This window comes from Bacteroides sp. MSSM.1001136sp1_RTP21357st2_D2_RTP21359_211015, assembly GCF_040913205.1.
Lineage (GTDB): Bacteria > Bacteroidota > Bacteroidia > Bacteroidales > Bacteroidaceae > Bacteroides > Bacteroides ovatus.
The window spans coordinates 59,016-78,548 of sequence record NZ_JBDFVF010000001.1 but is presented as its reverse complement, the minus strand read 5'-3'; the positions used below and the strand labels follow the sequence as shown (position 1 = coordinate 78,548).

General features: G+C 40.2%; 18 protein-coding genes. 15 read left to right on the top strand and 3 right to left on the bottom strand.

What is annotated here, in order from left to right:
- Nucleotides 1–81: 81 nt before the first annotated feature.
- A complete protein-coding gene (locus tag AB5217_RS00315) occupies nt 82–438 on the bottom strand; it encodes a hypothetical protein (protein WP_004317860.1) in 357 nt (118 codons plus the stop codon).
- Between the two features lie 208 nt (nt 439–646).
- On the opposite strand from AB5217_RS00315, the gene AB5217_RS00310 reads away from it, so the two are divergent.
- The 6 genes from AB5217_RS00310 (at nt 647) to AB5217_RS00285 (ending at nt 7,646) form a co-directional block, all read left to right on the top strand.
- On the top strand, nt 647–1,687 hold the full coding sequence (locus AB5217_RS00310) for an asparaginase (protein ID WP_004300111.1): 1,041 nt from the start codon (nt 647–649) through the stop codon (nt 1,685–1,687).
- A gap of 241 nt (nt 1,688–1,928) precedes the next feature.
- Nucleotides 1,929–4,313, top strand: coding sequence for an LruC domain-containing protein (locus tag AB5217_RS00305; RefSeq protein ID WP_004317858.1), 2,385 nt, complete (start codon nt 1,929–1,931; stop codon nt 4,311–4,313).
- A gap of 234 nt (nt 4,314–4,547) precedes the next feature.
- Nucleotides 4,548–4,913, top strand: a complete 366-nt coding sequence (locus AB5217_RS00300; protein WP_004300114.1) for a PleD family two-component system response regulator — start codon at nt 4,548–4,550, stop codon at nt 4,911–4,913.
- 17 nt (nt 4,914–4,930) lie between these two features.
- Nucleotides 4,931–6,088 carry a sugar transferase gene (locus AB5217_RS00295; protein ID WP_032854221.1) on the top strand — a complete coding sequence of 386 codons (1,158 nt, stop codon included), beginning with the start codon at nt 4,931–4,933 and terminating at the stop codon, nt 6,086–6,088.
- Between the two features lie 11 nt (nt 6,089–6,099).
- Nucleotides 6,100–7,047, top strand: coding sequence for a glycosyltransferase family 2 protein (locus AB5217_RS00290; protein WP_004317854.1), 948 nt, complete (start codon nt 6,100–6,102; stop codon nt 7,045–7,047).
- Nucleotides 6,999–7,646, top strand: coding sequence for an acyltransferase (locus AB5217_RS00285; RefSeq protein ID WP_004303727.1), 648 nt, complete (start codon nt 6,999–7,001; stop codon nt 7,644–7,646). The genes AB5217_RS00290 and AB5217_RS00285 overlap by 49 nt, the downstream gene beginning before the upstream one ends.
- Before the next feature lie 543 nt (nt 7,647–8,189).
- Here AB5217_RS00285 and AB5217_RS00280 read toward each other — a convergent pair.
- Both AB5217_RS00280 and AB5217_RS00275 read right to left on the bottom strand, forming a co-directional pair.
- On the bottom strand, nt 8,190–8,801 hold the full coding sequence (locus AB5217_RS00280; protein WP_004300118.1) for a helix-turn-helix transcriptional regulator: 612 nt from the start codon (nt 8,799–8,801) through the stop codon (nt 8,190–8,192).
- Nucleotides 8,791–9,495, bottom strand: coding sequence for a hemerythrin domain-containing protein (locus tag AB5217_RS00275; RefSeq protein ID WP_004311871.1), 705 nt, complete (start codon nt 9,493–9,495; stop codon nt 8,791–8,793). Before AB5217_RS00275 ends, AB5217_RS00280 begins: the two co-directional genes overlap by 11 nt.
- A 208-nt stretch (nt 9,496–9,703) precedes the next feature.
- Here AB5217_RS00275 and AB5217_RS00270 point away from each other — a divergent pair, with 208 nt between their 5' ends.
- The 9 genes from AB5217_RS00270 (at nt 9,704) to AB5217_RS00230 (ending at nt 19,524) form a co-directional block, all read left to right on the top strand.
- Nucleotides 9,704–10,879, top strand: a complete 1,176-nt coding sequence (locus tag AB5217_RS00270) for a phosphoribosylaminoimidazolecarboxamide formyltransferase (RefSeq protein WP_004300121.1) — start codon at nt 9,704–9,706, stop codon at nt 10,877–10,879.
- A gap of 135 nt (nt 10,880–11,014) precedes the next feature.
- On the top strand, nt 11,015–11,521 hold the full coding sequence (gene fldA, locus AB5217_RS00265) for a flavodoxin FldA (protein WP_004311873.1): 507 nt from the start codon (nt 11,015–11,017) through the stop codon (nt 11,519–11,521).
- A gap of 33 nt (nt 11,522–11,554) precedes the next feature.
- Nucleotides 11,555–11,917 (top strand): DUF2023 family protein, encoded by a 363-nt coding sequence (locus AB5217_RS00260; RefSeq protein WP_004300123.1) that lies wholly within the window; start codon nt 11,555–11,557, stop codon nt 11,915–11,917.
- Nucleotides 11,918–12,306: 389 nt separating this feature from the next.
- On the top strand, nt 12,307–13,647 hold the full coding sequence (locus AB5217_RS00255) for a hypothetical protein (protein ID WP_004300124.1): 1,341 nt from the start codon (nt 12,307–12,309) through the stop codon (nt 13,645–13,647).
- A 26-nt stretch (nt 13,648–13,673) separates the two neighbouring features.
- Nucleotides 13,674–14,828 (top strand): imelysin family protein, encoded by a 1,155-nt coding sequence (locus AB5217_RS00250; RefSeq protein ID WP_004300125.1) that lies wholly within the window; start codon nt 13,674–13,676, stop codon nt 14,826–14,828.
- A 110-nt stretch (nt 14,829–14,938) separates the two neighbouring features.
- Nucleotides 14,939–16,369, top strand: coding sequence for a di-heme oxidoredictase family protein (locus AB5217_RS00245; protein ID WP_004311875.1), 1,431 nt, complete (start codon nt 14,939–14,941; stop codon nt 16,367–16,369).
- A gap of 27 nt (nt 16,370–16,396) precedes the next feature.
- On the top strand, nt 16,397–17,611 hold the full coding sequence (locus AB5217_RS00240) for a porin (protein WP_004303732.1): 1,215 nt from the start codon (nt 16,397–16,399) through the stop codon (nt 17,609–17,611).
- 23 nt (nt 17,612–17,634) lie between these two features.
- The gene (locus AB5217_RS00235) at nt 17,635–18,348 is read left to right on the top strand and encodes a hypothetical protein (protein ID WP_008999702.1); all 714 of its coding nucleotides are present in this window, start codon (nt 17,635–17,637) and stop codon (nt 18,346–18,348) included.
- 21 nt (nt 18,349–18,369) lie between these two features.
- Complete coding sequence (locus AB5217_RS00230) at nt 18,370–19,524, top strand: Rid family hydrolase (RefSeq protein ID WP_032846671.1); 1,155 nt, start codon at nt 18,370–18,372, stop codon at nt 19,522–19,524.
- Nucleotides 19,525–19,533: the final 9 nt, after the last annotated feature.

Below are 19,533 nucleotides of genomic sequence, written 5' to 3'. Positions count from 1 at the left end.
AGAGACAAGCCGTGAGCTGAACAAAAACAAGACGTGGACTGAACAGGATCGAGGCGTGGGCTGACAATCTCGTTGCCCCTGTCATTCACCGAATCCGAAGTCCGAACAACAACAGCAGCAGTCTTCCTTTCCTCGCCAATATTGCTGCTGTTGTTTACAACAGTAGTAATATTTCTCTTCTACTCTACTCTCTTGAGTTTCATTCGGTTTTTGCCCTTTATCCATCGGCGTTTCAGAGTTTTTTTCCACTGCACTTTTTTCCACTGGTTTTTGCATACTATTAACCACTGATTTGCTGTAGTCATTCTTTGCACACAGATACAGCAACAACACATAAATCCCTACAAGTTGCACTCCCCCTATCTGATACATCATGACGCTCAAATTGTCGCCTGCCCAAAAACAGATTTCTAACGGAAAATACCGGTCATTTTTCATTTTCTCTTTCGTTTTTTATTTAAAGCCGGACACTTCGTCCAACCTGCCCCAAAGATGGGGACATTTTTTCATACTACATATCGCAAAAATGCAACATAGATATTTTTTATAGTCTTGTCCTTCCAACTTTATATAATTCGTCGTTTAGCACTCATTATTCGCATTTAATCCGTATCTTTGCCAATGTTTTAACAGTAATTCAACAATTATGAGAGCAGAAACTCCTTCCGTTTTGTTAATTTACACGGGTGGGACTATCGGAATGATAGAGAATCCGGAAACAGGTGCCTTAGAAAATTTCAACTTCGATCATTTGCTTAAGCACGTCCCCGAACTGAAAAGATTCAACTACCGCATTTCCTCCTACCAATTCGATCCCCCTCTCGACTCTTCGGACATGGAACCTGCTTACTGGGCAAAACTGGTAAAGATCATCAATTACAATTATGATTATTTCGATGGTTTCGTCATCCTTCACGGAACAGACACAATGGCTTACACTGCCTCTGCACTAAGTTTCATGCTCGAAAATCTAAGCAAACCTGTCATCCTCACAGGTTCCCAGCTCCCGATCGGGACTTTGCGCACAGACGGAAAGGAAAACCTCATCACAGCCATCGAAATTGCAGCAGCTAAAAATCCGGATGGTACAGCCATTGTTCCGGAGGTTTGTATTTTCTTTGAGAATCATTTGATGCGTGGCAACCGTACCACCAAAATCAATGCGGAGAATTTCAATGCTTTCCGCTCTTTCAATTATCCGCCATTGGCACGGGTAGGTATCCACATTAAATATGAGCCTAATCTCATTCGAAAACCAGACCCGACAAAACCGTTAAAGCCGCATTACCTGTTTGACACCAATGTAGTTATTCTAACGCTTTTTCCGGGCATTCAAGAGAGTATCGTGACTTCTCTGCTTCATGTTCCGGGATTGAAAGCGGTTGTCATGAAAACCTTCGGTTCGGGAAATGCTCCGCAAAAAGAATGGTTCATCCGCCAACTAAAGGAAGCTACCGATCGTGGAATTATCATTGTCAACATTACACAATGTGCCTCCGGAGCAGTAGAAATGGGACGTTACGAAACAGGAATGCATCTTCTGGAAGCAGGTGTAATCAGTGGATATGACAGTACCCCCGAATGTGCCATAACAAAGCTCATGTTTTTATTGGGACATGGATTACCCAACAAGGATATCCGATATAAAATGAACTCCTGCTTAATAGGAGAAATCACCAAGTCTTAAGTTAAATCCATCTATTGTAACCCCCTGATTTTCATTTTAAACAGTTGTATAAAAGTGAAAATCAGGGGATTTCTCTTCATCATCATCAAGACCGAATCAAACCTAAAAGAGCCAAAGAAGAACCAAAACGGAAGTATAGTTGTTTTCACTCCATAAAATAACAGAAAAAACATTTCCAATAAAAGATATGCAGTTATTTTTGTGATGGATTTGGTTACAAACAATCAAGCAATAATACATTATGATGAAGAAAACAATTCAATTTGTACCCATCATTGCAATAGCGATGGCAGGTACTATGTCTAGTTGTGTTGACTCTGGAAAGGATCTCTATGATCCGTCTTACGAAACACCTAACCCGATGGGAGATGGCTTTGCTGCTCCCGATGATATCGATTGGAACATGATAACCACTAAAAATGTCTCGGTCGAAGTGAAAGATGAAGAAGGAGGACTATTTGCTTATTTAGTTGAAATATATGCAGAAGATCCTTTGACTAATGAAAGCGCTTCCGTGCTCGCTGCAAGGACAGCTAATAAAGAAAACAACTTTAAATTTACAACCGCTGTCAGTCTGCTGCCAACTCAAAAGGGTATTTATGTGAAGCAAACCGACCCTAGAGGACGTGAACAGGTATATCAGTTCGATGTGCCGGAAAACAGCGATAATATTACCTGTAAACTCTATTATGCAGGATCTACTGCACAAAATAGAGCGTTGATGAGTCGTGCCGCTGCTACAAGAGGCCTTTCATTTGAAAAGCCGGATTACTATTCCATACCTGCTAATGCAAAAGAAGTGACTGAAATGTCAGGAACCACTTTGCTGCGTGATGCTTCTTACAAAATCACCTCTGACTATGCCGGCACATTCAAGTTTGACGGTTATGACGGTGAAATTGCAACCAAAGTTTATGTAGATGCTAAATGGACGATTCCCGCAACATTCCAATTCCAAAACGGTATTGAAATCATTGTGATGAATAATGCTAAAATTGAAGCATCAGGAACCATGACGTTCATTAGAAACTCCATGTTGACCATTATGGAAAAGGGAGAAGTGAATGCAGAGGATATATCATTCACCAATGGAGCGCCTGCTGCATTAAGAAACTGGGGTGCACTGACTGTAGCGAACACAATGACACTACATTCCGGTGCAACACTCTACAACAAAGGAACCATAACCAGCAAGAATATCTCAATCAATTCCAATACGAAAATTGTAAATGACAATAAAATCAGTTTGGAAGGAGAATTAAATCTGCCGTCTAATTTCTCTTTGGAAAATAACGGAGAGATTTATGGAGAGAAATTAATTGCAAATTCCGACGCTGTTGCTACCAACAACAACATCATGAAGTTTACAACCATCAGTCTCACCAATACGACTGTCAACAACGCTTGTAGCATGGAAGCAACGACTTCTTTCTATGCCAACGGAGCGACGTTTAACTTTACTCAAGGATATTTGAAAGCTCCTAAAATGGAGTTTGTTAATGGAACAGTAAATTTAAGTGATGGTTCTATGCTGGATGCTACGACAAGTATCAGCATACCTCCCGGTTATGCCAAGTTTTATGGAAAAGGCGAAAATACTTCTATGATAAAATCACCGGTTATCACCGGACAAGGTTTCACATATGATGGAAATTTGGTTATTGAATGTGATAGCCACGTTGAAAAGAACCAATGGTGGGAAAACTTCCATGTACTGAATGGCCCATACTTCACCAAAATGGGAGACTCTAAAGTCATCATCGATGTTTGTACAGGAATTAAAAATGGTGGAAATGAAGGAGGAGATCCTGAAGATCCTAAGTTCCCGATCATCATGGATGATAATCGCAATTATGCTTATCTGTTTGAAGACCAATGGCCTTTATATGGGGATTACGATATGAACGACCTTGTTCTGATTATCAAGGAAAGAAAGATCTCCATCAATAAGAGCAATAAGGCAGAAGAGTTCACGTTAAGTCTTGATTTATCGGCTGCCGGAGCTACCAAGAGTATTGGAGCTGCTATCATGCTGGACGGTGTTCCTGCCAGTGCCATTACGCAGCCGGTGGAATTCAGTGACAACTCTCTTTTTAAAGGTTTCAATGTGAATAGTAATCTGATTGAGAACGGACAGGACTATGCGGTTATTCCATTATTTGACGATGCTCACAAAGCATTGGGAAGAGACCGTTACGAACAGATCAATACGATTGCAGGTCACTCTGCCAATACGAGTCCTAAAAATATCAGTTTCACTATAAAGTTCAGCAATCCTATCTCTGTGGATGAGCTTAATATCAATAAACTGAATGTTTTCATTTTCGTAGAAGGAAACAGAAACCAGCGTAAGGAGATTCATATTGTCGGTTATCAACCAACTAAGTTGGCAAATACCGACTTGTTCGGAGGCAACAACGACGATAGTTCTACTTCCCGCAAGAGATATTACATCAGCAAAGATAACCTGGCATGGGGAATCATGGTTCCGACAGACTTCAAATGGCCTTTGGAATATGTGAATATCAAATCAGCTTACTCGTTATTCGAAAGTTGGGTGACCAGTGGCGGTACTAAGAATGAAGAATGGTGGAAAACTTTTGATTCATCAAGAGTATATAAATAAGCCTAACAATTAATCTTTAACACGGATTCCAGTTTTTATGGAATCCGTGTTTTTTCATTAAGATGCTGTAAGTTGCAATTAATAGAAAAAAAAGATATATCACGAATTTTACTCTCCTGATTGGGGATTATTCTAAAATAATATCTATATTTGCAGTGTATCACAAATATTATGTGACAACAATCTTAATCTATAAATCAAATAACAAAGCAAGCGATAGAAAGGTCTATTCGTATGAAGAAAAAAATATTACTAGTCGACGATAAATCGACAATCGGAAAAGTGGCCGGTGTGTATCTAGGAAAAGAGTATGATTTTACCTATTTGGAAGATCCCATCAAAGCAATAGAATGGCTTAATGAAGGCAATGTACCTGACCTCATTATTTCAGACATTCGTATGCCTCTCATGATGGGGGATGAATTCTTAAGATACATGAAGAACAATGAATTATTCAAGTCAATTCCTATCGTTATGTTATCCAGTGAGGAAAGTACAACGGAAAGAATCAGACTATTGGAAGAAGGAGCAGAAGACTATATCCTGAAACCATTCAACCCTTTGGAACTCAAAATCCGAATCAAAAAGATTATTGACTAATACCGGGTCTTCTACACATGCAATATTTTGTTTATATAGGCAGAGATAGCAAAACAATAGAACTACTCTCCCGACTAAGTATTGGGGTATTCTATGCTGCACCCAATTGTAGCAAAGCTGTCAAAGTATTGGAGAAAATACGCGAAAAATATGACGCAGCTCTATTTTTCGAACAAGTGAACATATCCAAAGATATTGCAGATATCCAATACATGCATAAAAAGTATCCGGGGCTTTATATGGTACTCGTTATCGACTCCTTATCTAAGGAAGAAGCATCCGAATACCTTAAAGCCGGTATCAACAATACGATAAAATATGAAACAAGCCAGGAGGCTTTAAAAGATTTATCAACTTTCCTTAAACGAAGAAAAGATCAGAAAATAAAGGCACTTCAACTTAAAGCACAAAATATAAATGCTTTCCGCCTGCCTTTATGGAAAAGAACCTTTGATATTTTCTTTTCAGGAATGGCGATATTATGTCTTTCTCCTCTCTTAATATTTACTGCACTAGCTATCCGGATAGAAAGTAAGGGTCCTATTATCTACAAATCCAAGCGCGTAGGAAGTAATTATCAGATATTCGACTTTCTTAAATTCCGTTCGATGTATACTGATGCAGACAAGCATTTAAAGGATTTCAATGCCCTTAACCAATATCAGCAGGAAGATGAGGATATTTGGGGAGAAGAACCGGAAGCGGAAGTGAATGAAGAAATCGATGAAGAAGAAATCCTCTTGATATCTGACGATTTCGTAATCTCCGAAGAAGACTACATAAACAAGAAGTCCAAGGAAAAAAGCAATGCTTTCGTTAAGCTGGAAAATGACCCTCGAATAACTAAGATTGGACGTATTATACGTAAATATAGTATTGACGAGTTACCCCAGCTTATTAATATTTTAAAAGGGGATATGTCAATAGTAGGCAACCGCCCTCTCCCACTCTATGAAGCCGAGTTGCTGACAAGCGATGAACACATCGACCGTTTCATGGGTCCGGCCGGATTGACCGGTTTATGGCAGGTAGAGAAAAGAGGCGAAGCCGGTAAACTTTCTGCTGAAGAACGCAAGCAATTGGATATCACCTATGCAAAGACATTCTCTTTCTGGTTGGATATAAAGATTATTCTGAAAACAGTTACTGCATTCATTCAAAAAGAGAACGTATAATCTCCTTCCAGATGATAGACTCTTATATCTACATAATAGATGATCTGGTATTCTTCTGTACAGGGCTTTTGCTCCTATACCTCTTTGTGATGGCCATAGCCTCACATTTCAAACATATCACCTACCCGAAGGCTCAAAAGGAATATGGTTGTGCCATTCTCGTTCCGGAGGGAAGTATTCTTCCGGATGTGTATAAAGAAGAAGAGTACGAGTTTATCACATACAGCGATCTATATCAGGCAATCAACAGTTTAGATCAGGAACGATATGATCTGGTTCTCTTCCTGTCCAATACAGCATGCGCTTTATCTCCGCAATTCCTGAATAAGATATATAATGCCTATGATGCCGGTGTACAAGCCATCCAACTACATACGATAGTAGAAAACCGCAAAGGCATCCGTAATCGCTTCCGGGCTATACGTGAGGAAATAAAAAACAGCCTCTGTAGAGCCGGCAATACACAATTCGGACTGTCATCCAATTTATTGGGAACTAATATGGCAATCGACCTAAAATGGCTGCAAAAGAACATGAAAAGTTCTAAGACTAATATCGAACGAAAATTATTCCGACAGAATATATACATTGACTACTTGCCGGATGTGATTGTTTATTGCCAGTCCGCACCCGCCTGTCCTTACCGTAAACGTATCCGGAAAACAACTTCCTACTTACTCCCTTCCATATTTGAAGGAAACTGGAGTTTCTGCAACCGGATCGTACAACAATTAACGCCTTCTCCACTTAAATTATGTATCTTCGTAAGTATTTGGACTTCGTTGATTACCGTATATAATTGGACCTTATCATTCGGATGGTGGATTGCACTTTTCGGTCTATTAATCACTTATAGCCTGGCAATTCCTGATTATCTGGTAGAGGACAAAAAGAAGAAAAAACATTCAATATGGAGAAGAAAACACTTAAACAGCGAATTAAAGAAAACCCCGGCTTAAAACAGGCTGTACATCGTTTTATCATGCACCCCGTTAAAACTCGCCCTAATTGGTGGATACGGCTCTTCGATTTCATATACCTGAAACGCGGAAAGGGTTCTGTCATCTATCGGAGTGTACGCAAAGACCTCCCTCCTTTCAACCGATTCTCTTTGGGTAAATATTCTGTTGTCGAAGACTTCTCTTGTCTGAATAATGCAGTTGGCGACTTGACAATCGGAGATTATACACGCATCGGATTGAGAAACACAATCATAGGTCCGGTTAATATTGGCAATCATGTCAACCTGGCACAGAATGTAACGGTCACAGGACTCAACCATAATTATCAGGATGCAGAAAAGATGATTGACGAACAAGGTGTCAGCACACTGCCTGTTGTCATCGAAGATGATGTATGGGTAGGTGCCAATTCGGTCATTCTACCGGGAGTAACTTTAGGGAAACATTGCGTAGTGGCCGCCGGAAGTGTAGTCAGTCATTCCGTCCCACCCTATTCAATATGTGCCGGATGCCCTGCAAGAATCATAAAAACATACGATTTCGAGACTAAAGAGTGGAAAAAAGTAGAGAAAACACCTGCTACTAACCATAAATAGTGAGAATAGCTACAGAATATACCTCATAAAGGTGATTGTGACACATTCTGAAACGCATTATCTTTGCAGTATCAGAATTGAATTAATTAGTCATAATTTTATTACGTAGCCACATTTAAGTAAAAAATGAAATAGAGTCCCGCCGAAGCGATTTCGTCGGGATTTTGTTTTTTATTACCTTAATCCAATCCACAGACTTAAATCCCATATAAATAAAAAACGAGCTAATTCTTTTTATAGAACCACTCGCCACTGCATCAGAAAAGCCTAAAGGCTTTTCCATAGTACCTCAAATTTCCTGAAAACTAATCTTCTTTTTACCTAAAAACGTCTTACCTATTGTTATCCTTTTACCTTCTACTAAAAACTTATCCTATTGAACTAAACTAAAAAACTTTTAATACCTTAAACTGTCTAATCTAATACCTTATTTAATATTTTCTTTTACCTTATAAACTAACAGCAATTTCTCAACTGCTTTGCAAAGGTACGAATATTTTTCGTGTACGCAAACGGTTTTATATTTTATAACACTTCCGCAGGCTATAAATCTTTCACATCGCTCAATGCAACCAGCTTATTTACAATAGCATAGATAGTCAAACCGGCAGCACTATGTATTTGCAATTTTTTGCTAATATTTCTTCGGTGTGTAATCACTGTATGAATCGACAAAAAAAGCTTTTCCGCTATTTCCTTATTTGTCATTCCCTTCACCACACAGATGACGATTTCCTTTTCCCGCTGGCTAAGCGTATCCTGATTATCCATCTCTTCTTCTTCGGAAACCACATTCAATAAACCTGCAATTTTCTTAGAAAGAGTTTCCAAATCATCGAATATCGAAATAGACTCATCATACTTACCCAATAATGAAGCATCTACAAAAGAAGTAACCAACGCTATTAAACGTATTCTTTTACCGGATATTTCTTCTCGAAACTTAGCTACATCAAAGTAATCACCAAAAGTAGGATTGACAATCAACATCTCGGGACATTGCGTTCGGACGCAATCGTGCAAAGCTTCAACAGACAGTAATTCTATTGGTTGTACTTTTACGTTAGAAAGACGCTTCAATGCAGCAGTCAACCCACCACGAATAATTACAGAGGTCTCTGCAATAGCTATTCGAACTACTTCGTTATTTTTCATTTTCCCTAATCCTCCTTTCCAAATTCAGAATAGCAGGAACAAAAATATAGTCCTCAACCTTGCAATGAGATTCCAGTCCGGCTTCGCAAGCATATATGTCGAAAAGAGCCGCGTTCAAAAGATTTTCATTTGTTTTGGCAGGGCAATATTTAATAATGATATTTTTCAGTTCTGTCAATTTCTCCCCTACCTGATCGTGATGCTTGGAAAATGTACTGATCTGATAGTTTTTGGGAGCAACTCCTTTAATCAATGAATCGACATACTTAAATACGGTTTTCTCTTCATAATCCATGTGCTTACGCACCTCTCGTGTATATTCATCGAAAAACTTAAGGATGAGAAAAGCAACATCGTCTTGCGAACAGTCGATTGCCTCGATCAATTTACGACGAATAGCGGGAAGAGAAAAATCCAGAAAATAAATATGTGCCTGCCGCAGATAATCAATCAATGCAGGTATGGAAATATCATCTTTATCTCCATCGAGCCGGGAAAAGCCTTCAGCCATAAAGTTGACTACAATCAGAAAGGTCCGGCAGTCTACTCCATTCAGTTCACACACCTCCTTGACTGTCTTGTCACCGAACCCCAACGAAAGCCCAAAACGACTCATCACTTGCAACAAAGAATAATTATCGCTGATGAGATCAATCATCTTATCAGTTGGCTTATATTTTTGTAAATTATCCATCATACCTATTTATATTAGAGACTGCAAAGGAACGGAATATTTTGCTGAAATACAATCATCATTTATAGGTATTTTAATTCGCCGGAAATAGCCAAATACTAATTATATGCTACTATTTTGTAGCGTAACTTTAGGCAAGCTAGTCTTTTTTTAGTAATTTTGTCGCTATCAATTTGTAATTAGTAACTCGTAATTTGTAATTAATAAAATGGCAAACGAACTCGAACTGAAATACGGCTGCAACCCTAATCAAAAGCCTGCCCGTATCTTCATAAAAGAAGGCGAACTCCCCATCGAAGTATTGAATGGACGTCCCGGTTATATCAATCTATTGGATGCATTCAACAGTTGGCAACTAGTGAAAGAACTGAAAGAAGCTACCGGACTGCCGGCTGCCGCTTCTTTTAAACATGTCAGCCCTGCAGGTGCTGCTGTTGCGGTAGAAATGAGCGACACGCTGAAGAAGATTTATTTTGTCGATGACATGAAACTATCTCCATTGGCTACAGCATACGCCCGTGCACGTGGAGCAGACCGTATGTCGTCTTACGGAGACTTTATCGCATTGTCCGACACTTGTGACGAAGAAACAGCACGCATCATCAACCGTGAAGTATCCGACGGCGTCATTGCTCCTGACTATACTCCCGAAGCACTGGAGATTCTAAAGAATAAAAGAAAAGGAACCTATAATGTAATAAAGATAGATCCTGCATACCGCCCGGCTCCTATCGAACATAAAGATGTATTCGGAGTAACTTTCGAACAAGGAAGAAACGAATTGAAGATCGATGAAAGTCTTTTGAAAGAGATGCCTACGCAGAACAAGGAAATCCCGGCTGATGCAAAACGCGACTTAATCATTGCCTTAATCACTTTAAAATATACACAATCCAATTCTGTATGTTATGCCAAAGACGGACAGGCAATCGGTATTGGCGCAGGCCAACAGTCACGTATTCACTGTACGCGCCTGGCAGGAAATAAAGCAGATATCTGGTATTTACGCCAACACCCGAAAGTGATGAACTTGCCATGGATTGAAAAAATCCGTCGTGCAGACCGTGACAATACGATTGACGTTTACATTTCGGAAGATTATGACGACGTACTGGCAGACGGTATCTGGCAACAGTTCTTCACTGAAAAGCCTGAAATACTGACACGCGAAGAAAAACGGGCATGGTTGGATACGATGACAGGCGTAGCTTTAGGATCAGATGCATTCTTCCCATTCGGAGATAATATAGAACGCGCACACAAGAGTGGCGTCAGCTATATTGCACAACCGGGCGGATCAGTACGTGACGATCATGTGATTGGAACTTGCGACAAATACAATATGGCAATGGCATTTACAGGCATCCGCTTGTTCCACCATTAAAAAGATCGACCATTTTTTATTCCATATATCCCCATTTATAATGAGAAGGAGACAAATCTTCCATTATAAATGGGGATTTCCTATTTCTTTAAGACCCTCTATCTTTGCAGCGTTACATTTAAAAACGAATCAAAGATGAATAAAATTGGTGTATTTTATGGTTCCACAACAGGAACAACAGAAGACCTTGCCCGTCGAATTGCAGAGAAATTAGATGTACCATCGGCAGATGTATTTGATGTATCCAAGCTAACAGAGGCATTAGTCAATGAATATGATGTATTGGTGCTCGGCTCTTCCACATGGGGAGCAGGCGAACTTCAAGATGACTGGTACGATGGAGTAAAAGTTTTAAAGAAGTGTGATTTATCCCACAAATCTGTAGCCCTGTTCGGTTGCGGCGACTCTGACTCGTATAGCGACACATTCTGTGACGCAATAGGTATTCTTTATGAAGATCTGAAAGATACCCACTGCAAATTCTGTGGAGCAACAGATACTGCAGGCTATACCTTCGATTCTTCCATTGCCGTCGTAGACGGTAAGTTTGTAGGTCTTCCACTTGACGAAGTCAACGAAGATAGCAAAACAGACGAACGTATCAGCGCATGGGCCGAACAAGTGAAACAAGAAATTAGCTAATTTTACCTTAACATAAAAAGAATACTTTGCATCATGGCAACTGAAAGAATCATCCCCGGCGAAATCCGAATTTTTCTTAATCATATTTATGAGTTTAAGAAAGGCGTACGCAACATGGTACTTTACACAATGAGTAAAGAGCACGAAGAATTTGCCATCCGCCGATTGAAAAATCAAAAGATCAGTTATATGATACAGGAAGTAGGTACCAATAAAATCAACCTGTTTTTTGGAAAGGCAGAATGTATGGAAGCCATGCGGCACATCATCATCCGTCCTTTAAACCAACTGACTGCTGAAGAAGATTTTATTTTAGGAGCCATGCTGGGATATGACCTTTGCCAGCAATGCAAACGATATTGCAGTAAAAAAGAAGGTATAAAGATGGCAGTTTAAGCGATAACCTTAGCATAAGTTTAGCTTTGTTTGTATGTAGTTTGTCTGAGTTGAATCGTTTCTGAAAAGGTAGTTTCCTGATGGTAGATATACTCAAGGAAACTGGTTGTAGAAGAAACGATTCGCTCAATTACAAACAAAATCGGTGACACTATGAAATAATAAAGACAACTCTACACACTAACAACAGACAAAGGTGTATATCAGTAAAAATTATCATACTGAAATACACCTTTGTCTGTTTTATTTTATCTACTACTATATTTTTTTACTCTTTAGATTAAAATTACCTACATATACTGAATTTAAGAAACAACTATGCCTAATATTAGGTATTGCCACATTTTTTAACCTAATCTAACTTTGCAGCCGATAAAATTATTAAAAAGATGAGAAAAATAACAGCAATCGTTATTCTTAGTCTCCTACCTTCTCTTACAATTCCAGCACAGGAGACAAAAGAAATTTCCAAAAGTAGTAATTCTTCTTCTACAGAAGAATATACAAAATTCCGTTTTGGAGGATACGGTGAAATGGTCGCTAATTTTAAAGATTATGGCATCAACCGTTTCTATGGAGGAAACGATGGTAATCCAAAGAAAAACAGGAATACCATTTCAATTCCCCGTTTCGTTTTAGCTTTTGATTATAAGTTCAATTCCAAATGGATACTCGGTGCAGAGATTGAGTTCGAATCTGGTGGAACAGGTACAGCTTTCGAATTAGAAAACACCGAAAACGGTGAATACGAAACAGAAGTTGAAAAAGGAGGTGAAGTAGCTATCGAACAATTTCACATCACACGTTTAATTCACCGCTCCCTCAATGTACGTGCCGGACATATTATTGTTCCGGTAGGATTGACTAACGCACACCATGAACCGATCAATTTCTTCGGAACTTCACGCCCGGAAGGTGAAACAAGCCTTTTGCCTTCTACCTGGCATGAAAATGGTCTGGAAATCTTTGGTTCTTTCGGAAAAGGGTATGCAAGCTTCGATTACCAAGCTATGGTGGTAGCAGGCCTGAACCCTAATGGATTCGATCGTAACACATGGGTAGGTAGTGGCAAACAGGGAATCTTTGAGGAAGACAACTTCACTTCTCCCGCGTATGTATTTCGTTTAGATTATAAAGGAGTTCCCGGTTTACGTGTAGGTGCATCATTTTATTATTGTGCAGATGCAGGAGCCAACTCTGATAAAGAACAGACTTATGCAAACTATGGAAAAATTCCGATAAGAATCTTCACCGCAGATGCACAGTATCGCAATAAATATGTAACGGCACGCGGTAATATCTTATATGGAAATTTAGGAAATTCATTAGGAGTAAGTCAGGCAAATGTCAAATTATCCAATAAATCGCCTTACAGCCGTCTGGCTCCGGTAGCGAAGAATGCCGTAAGTTATGCAGCAGAAGCCGGCATTAATATCCGCTCGGTCTTCGGAGGCAATAAAAAGATTCCGGTAATCTATCCATTTGCCCGCTATGAATACTACAACCCACAAGAGAAAGGGGAAAAAGGGCAAACGATGGAAAAACGTTGCCAAGTAAGTATGTGGACAGCGGGATTAAATTGGTACGCTTTGCCAAACTTAGTGATAAAAGCAGACTATGCAACCCGCCAGATTGGTACAAATAAAGTTTTTGGCGTATCAAAGTCATACAACAGTGAAAACGAATTTTCTATTGGAATTGCCTATATAGGATGGTTTATTAAGAAATAACAAATAATCAATTATTTAATTTTTATATGATGAAAACAAAATTCTTTTATGTCGCAGCCCTAATATTGGGATTAGCATTCACAACAACTTCTTGCAGCAGTGATGATGACAACCCAACAGTAGATCCTGCCAATATTGATTACACTCCTGAAAACGCATCAAGCTGGCATAACTACATGAGAAATGTAGCAGCACTTCTAAAAACAGATGCAACCAATCTCTACAACGCATGGAATTCAAGCTATAAAGGAGGTGAAAGCTATGCTTCCCTGTTCAAGGCTCATAGTGGCTCTCCTTACGCAAGCGCCTTGAGCTGTGTGGAAGAAATCGTGGATAAATGCGCGGAAATTGCCAATGAAGTCGGTACTGCCAAAATTGGTGACCCATACAACTTGTATAAAGCCGGAAATACTGAAGAAGCATTATATGCTGTGGAATCCTGGTACAGCTGGCATTCTCGTGATGACTATACCAATAACATTTATTCCATCCGGAATGCATATTACGGTTCTTTAGACGGTAATATAAATGCTAATTCTTTATCTACTGTTATCGCCGGTGCTAATTCATCATTAGATACCAAGATAAAGAATGCTATCCAAAAAGCGGCAAAAGCCATTCAGGATATTCCGCAACCTTTCCGTAATCATATTCCCAGTAACGAAACGGTAGCAGCTATGGATGCTTGTGCAGAGCTGGAAAGTATACTGAAGAATGACTTAAAATCCTATATTGCAAATAATAGCAACAATATCAATACGGACGCAGTACTTAATCCTGTAGTAACACAATATGTAGATGCAGTAGTAGTGCCTACCTACAAAAGTTTGAAAGAAAAAAATGACGCTCTCTACAATGCAGTAATAGTCCTTGCAGACAATCCGTCAAATAGTGCTTTTGAAACAGCTTGTGATGCTTGGATCACTGCCCGTGAACCATGGGAAAAGAGCGAAGCTTTCTTATTCGGTCCGGTAGACGAAATGGGACTTGATCCTAACATGGACAGCTGGCCTTTGGATCAGAATGCTATTGTACAAATACTGAATTCTCAAAGTTGGAGTGATCTCGAATGGAGTGAAGGTGATGATGAAGCTGCTGTCGAATCGGCACAAAATGTACGCGGTTTCCACACATTGGAATTCCTTCTCTACAAAAACGGTGAACCACGTAAAGTACAATAAAGCTTTATCTTAGCTAAGATATTATTGAGAAGTAAAGGTTGGAATTCAATGATCCACCTTTACTTCTTTGGTATGTTTAAAACATATTATTGAAACAAAGTCAATAAACAATGAATCACTTTCTAAAATATTCATTCTCTTTCTTTTGCCTGTTGGCATGCTCTGCCTGTGATGATGACGGAATTGACATATTGGATATCGAGATTCCGGAGGGCTATGCTCTATCAGCCGGAACATCAACTATTTTCTTGAATTCGTCTGTTGCTTATGACACGCCTGCAGATTGGATAACAGGAGCATACGATGTACGTTTCACCCGAGGTGACAGACTATATGACGATGTACGTACAAGTAACAACGGTCATGGCGGCGGACTTGGTCCCGTTTATGCCGGTTATTCGTGCGGCAGTTGCCACCGGAATGCGGGACGTACCAAACCCTCTTTATGGACAGAGGGTGGATCGGGCAGCTATGGATTCTCTTCCATGCTAGTCTACATATCCCGTAAAAACGGAGCTTTCTTTCAAGATTATGGACGTGTGCTTCATGACCAGGCAATCTATGGAGTGCAACCGGAAGGCAAACTGTCTGTGGAATACACTTACGAGACATTTTCTTTCCCTGATGGAGAAGCCTACACACTTTGCAAACCCAATTATACTATATCTGAATGGTATGCCGAAGAAATCAAACCGGAAGATTTGTTTTGTACCGTACGTATTCCATTACGCCATGTAGGCATGGGGCAAATGATGGCACTAGATCCTGTTGAAATTGAAGCACTTGCAGCAAAAAGTAATTATCCCGAATATGGAATCAGCGGACGATGTAATTACATCACCGAACGCGGAGTGAGAAGTCTGGGATTGTCCGGCAACAAAGCTCAACATGCCGATTTAACTGTAGAATTGGGATTCTCCAGTGATATGGGCGTTACCAACAGCCGCTATCCGGAAGAAATCTGTGAAGGACAAATACAAGTAAACCAAGGTAGCATGATGGGGCTTTCTTACGACCAACTGGATGTCAGCACAGAAGAGATGGAAAACGTAGATCTCTATATGCAAAGTCTTGGTGTTCCCGCCCGGCGTAATGTAAACGATCCGCAAGTAATCAAAGGGGAACAGAACTTCTATAAAGCCAAATGTCATCTCTGTCATGTGACCACTTTACACACTAAGACACGTGGTAGTGTTTTATTAAATAATACTCAACTCCCGTGGTTAGGCGGTCAAACGATTCACCCTTATTCTGATTATCTATTACATGATATGGGTTCTGAAATTATGGGAGTCGGACTGAACGACAACTATATAAGCGGGCTGGCACGTGGAAACGAATGGCGTACTACCCCTCTTTGGGGAATCGGCTTACAAGAAAAGGTCAACGGACATACTTATTTCTTGCATGACGGACGTGCCCGCAATCTGACAGAAGCCATCATGTGGCATGGCGGAGAAGGAGAAGCATCAAAGAACTTATTTAAGAATATGAGTAAGGAAGACCGGGATGCGCTGATTGCATTTTTAAATTCACTTTAAACTAAAAGTAGTATATATAAAGTAATTATGAAGAGATTTATAATCATTGCCATGCTGACTGCCATAATGCCTTTGGCCGCTATGGCACAACATGAAGAAGATACAGAAAATGGTGTAGTATCATTAGCTGGAAGAGAAGGATTCACTATCGAAACCAAGAAAGGAGATTTTGTATTCAAACCCTATTTGCTCGTACAGACCAGTGCAAACTTCAATTGGTACGACGATGAAGGACTGGATAAAGCATACAATCAAGATAACATAGCCAACTCCGGATTTTCAGTTCCTTACGCCGTACTCGGATTCACCGGAAAGGCTTTCGATAAAGTATCTTTCAACCTTTCCATAAATGCGGCAGCCAGTGGAGGCGCATTACTTCAACAAGCCTGGTTTGATGTTCAACTGAAAAAGCAGTTTGCCATCCGGGTCGGTAAATTCAAAACTCCGTTTTCACATGCCTACCTGACAACACTGGGAGAAACATTGTTACCTAGTTTGCCAGTATCACTGACTGCTCCCGTTATCCTCCCCTATTCTTTGAATGCGGTAACACCCAATATTGGCACCGGATTCGATTTAGGTGTAGAGATTCACGGTTTGGTAGCTGATAAATTCGGGTATGAAATCGGTTTATTCAACGGTACGGGTGCAGCGGTAAATACAGCAACAAAAACATTTAGTGATGACTGGCACATTCCGTCTTTACTGTACGCCGGACGTTTCACCTATATGCCTAAAGGAGTGATGCCCGCTACACAGGGAAATCCGAACAGGCTGAATGAAGACAAAATCATGTTTGGTATTTCTACCTCTATCAATGTAGAAAGTGAAAATGAAAGTACCAATGATTATCGTGCCGGATTGGAGTTTGCAATGCTAAAGAACAAACTTTACCTGGGTGCTGAAGTCTATTATATGAATGTTGGCTTCACAAAAAGACAAAAGATTTCCGAGTCATATAATTACCTGGGCGGCTATGTACAAGGTGGTTACTTCGTTGCCCCCCGTCTGCAAGCAGCTGCACGCTATGATTTCTTCAACCGTAACGGAATGGACACCAATGGTTTTCTAAATATGCCAGCCGTGGGTATGAACTATTTTTTCAAGAACTGTAATCTGAAGTTACAAGCGATGTACCAGTATATTGCCCGTAAAGGTCATGATACCCAACTTGATCGGGATAACGACGATTTAGGTTTGGCAGTACATTCGGCCAGTATTCTACTCCAGTATACATTCTAAATAGCACAAGAAAGGATTTGTTTATGAAAAAATATATTCTTTTCGGAGGTTATCTACTGTTATTGGCATACATCACATCATGCGATGACGGACGTATTTACGAAAAGACAGAGACCCTATCAGAAGAAGGACGCACGCTGAAGATGAGCGGTAAGATCAATGGTATCAGTAAATGGCCCGATGGTTATAGTGTTGTAGTGGCAGGCTTCAGTGATGAGAGCGAGTATGCCGTTGTCACCAAAACAATTCCGGCGGTCGAAGATGATGAGATCCAGGTTACGATGACAGGAGTCAGTGATAAAGTAACCACTATTGAATTGTGCGTTATTAATAAATTGAGAAAACGAGTTATCAGTTTTCAGTCAATGGACGACCTTACAGCAGTTGACGACACCATCCTTATGGATGTGGGAACTGTAAATGTAGGTATGTACCATGGTATTCAAGAAAAAGTATTTAATACGACATGCGCACACTGTCATGGTGGAGGTAGTTCGGCAGCAGCCAACCTGTATCTGACAGAAGGCAAAAGTTACGAGGCACTGGTCAACCGCCCGTCGAAGAAAGTAGATGGCATGTTACTCGTCAAGCCGGGCAGTGCGCAAGAAAGCGTATTGCACACATTATTGAATACCACTATTAGTTCAACCTGGGGATACGATCACTCAAAAGAAATAGTATCATCTCCGATTTTGACCCTTATTGACGACTGGATCAATAACGGTGCGCAAGAATAAATAGTTATTTACCCAACTGATATGAACAACAAAAAACAACAGAATATTCAGTCTGAAAAGACGCTAACAGAGATTTTTAAATATAATGCAGGAGGAGAAGCTTCAGAGTATCATATTATCATTCATTCTACTAAACCGGAAGATACATACGAAGAACAGCTGAATGCAGTATTAAACACCTACGATTATTTACTTACCCAAGAATTGAAAGGAGCAGTTGCCATCCTCAAACGTTATTTCCTTAGTGACGCTGCCAATCAGGCAGATACACTACTGGCATTGACAACCGAAGGTTCGGACTGCGCACTTTCCATTGTGGAACAGCCCCCGCTGGACGGAACAAAAATAGCCTTATGGATTTACCTGTTGACAGATGTACAGACACAAGTCTTACATAACGGGCTTTTTGAGGTGAAACACAGTGCCTATCGCCACTTCTGGGGCGGTAGTGCATTCAATCGTGCCGCCAATTCGGAATACCAGACCCGTCTATTATTGAACGACTATGTGATGCAACTCCTGGAACAAGGTTGTAAACTGGCAGACAATTGTATCCGTACATGGTTTTTCGTGCAAAATGTAGATGTGAATTATGCCGGAGTAGTGAAAGCACGTAATGAAGTTTTCGTCACCCAAAACCTGACAGAAAAAACACATTATATTTCCAGCACAGGCATCGACGGCCGGCATGCCGACCCGAAAGTACTGGTACAAATGGATACTTACGCTGTAGCAGGAATGCAACCGGAACAGATTCATTTCCTCTATGCTCCTACCCATCTGAACCCAACTTATGAATATGGAGTAAGCTTTGAACGTGGCACGTATGTAGATTATGGAGACCGCCGACAGGTATTTATTTCAGGAACGGCAAGTATCAACAACAAAGGCGATGTGGTATATCCCGGCAACATCCGCAAACAGACAGAACGAATGTGGGAGAATGTGGAAACCCTGTTGAAAGAAGCGGACTGCACATTTGAAGATTTGGGACAAATGATTGTATATCTGCGTGACATAGCCGACTATACAGTTGTTAAAGCAATGTATGACAAACGTTTCCCACATACTCCTAAAGTATTTGTTCATGCTCCGGTATGCCGTCCCGGATGGTTGATTGAGATGGAATGTATGGGAGTGAAAGAATGTAAGAACAAGGAATACGCTCCATTTTAATATCATAAA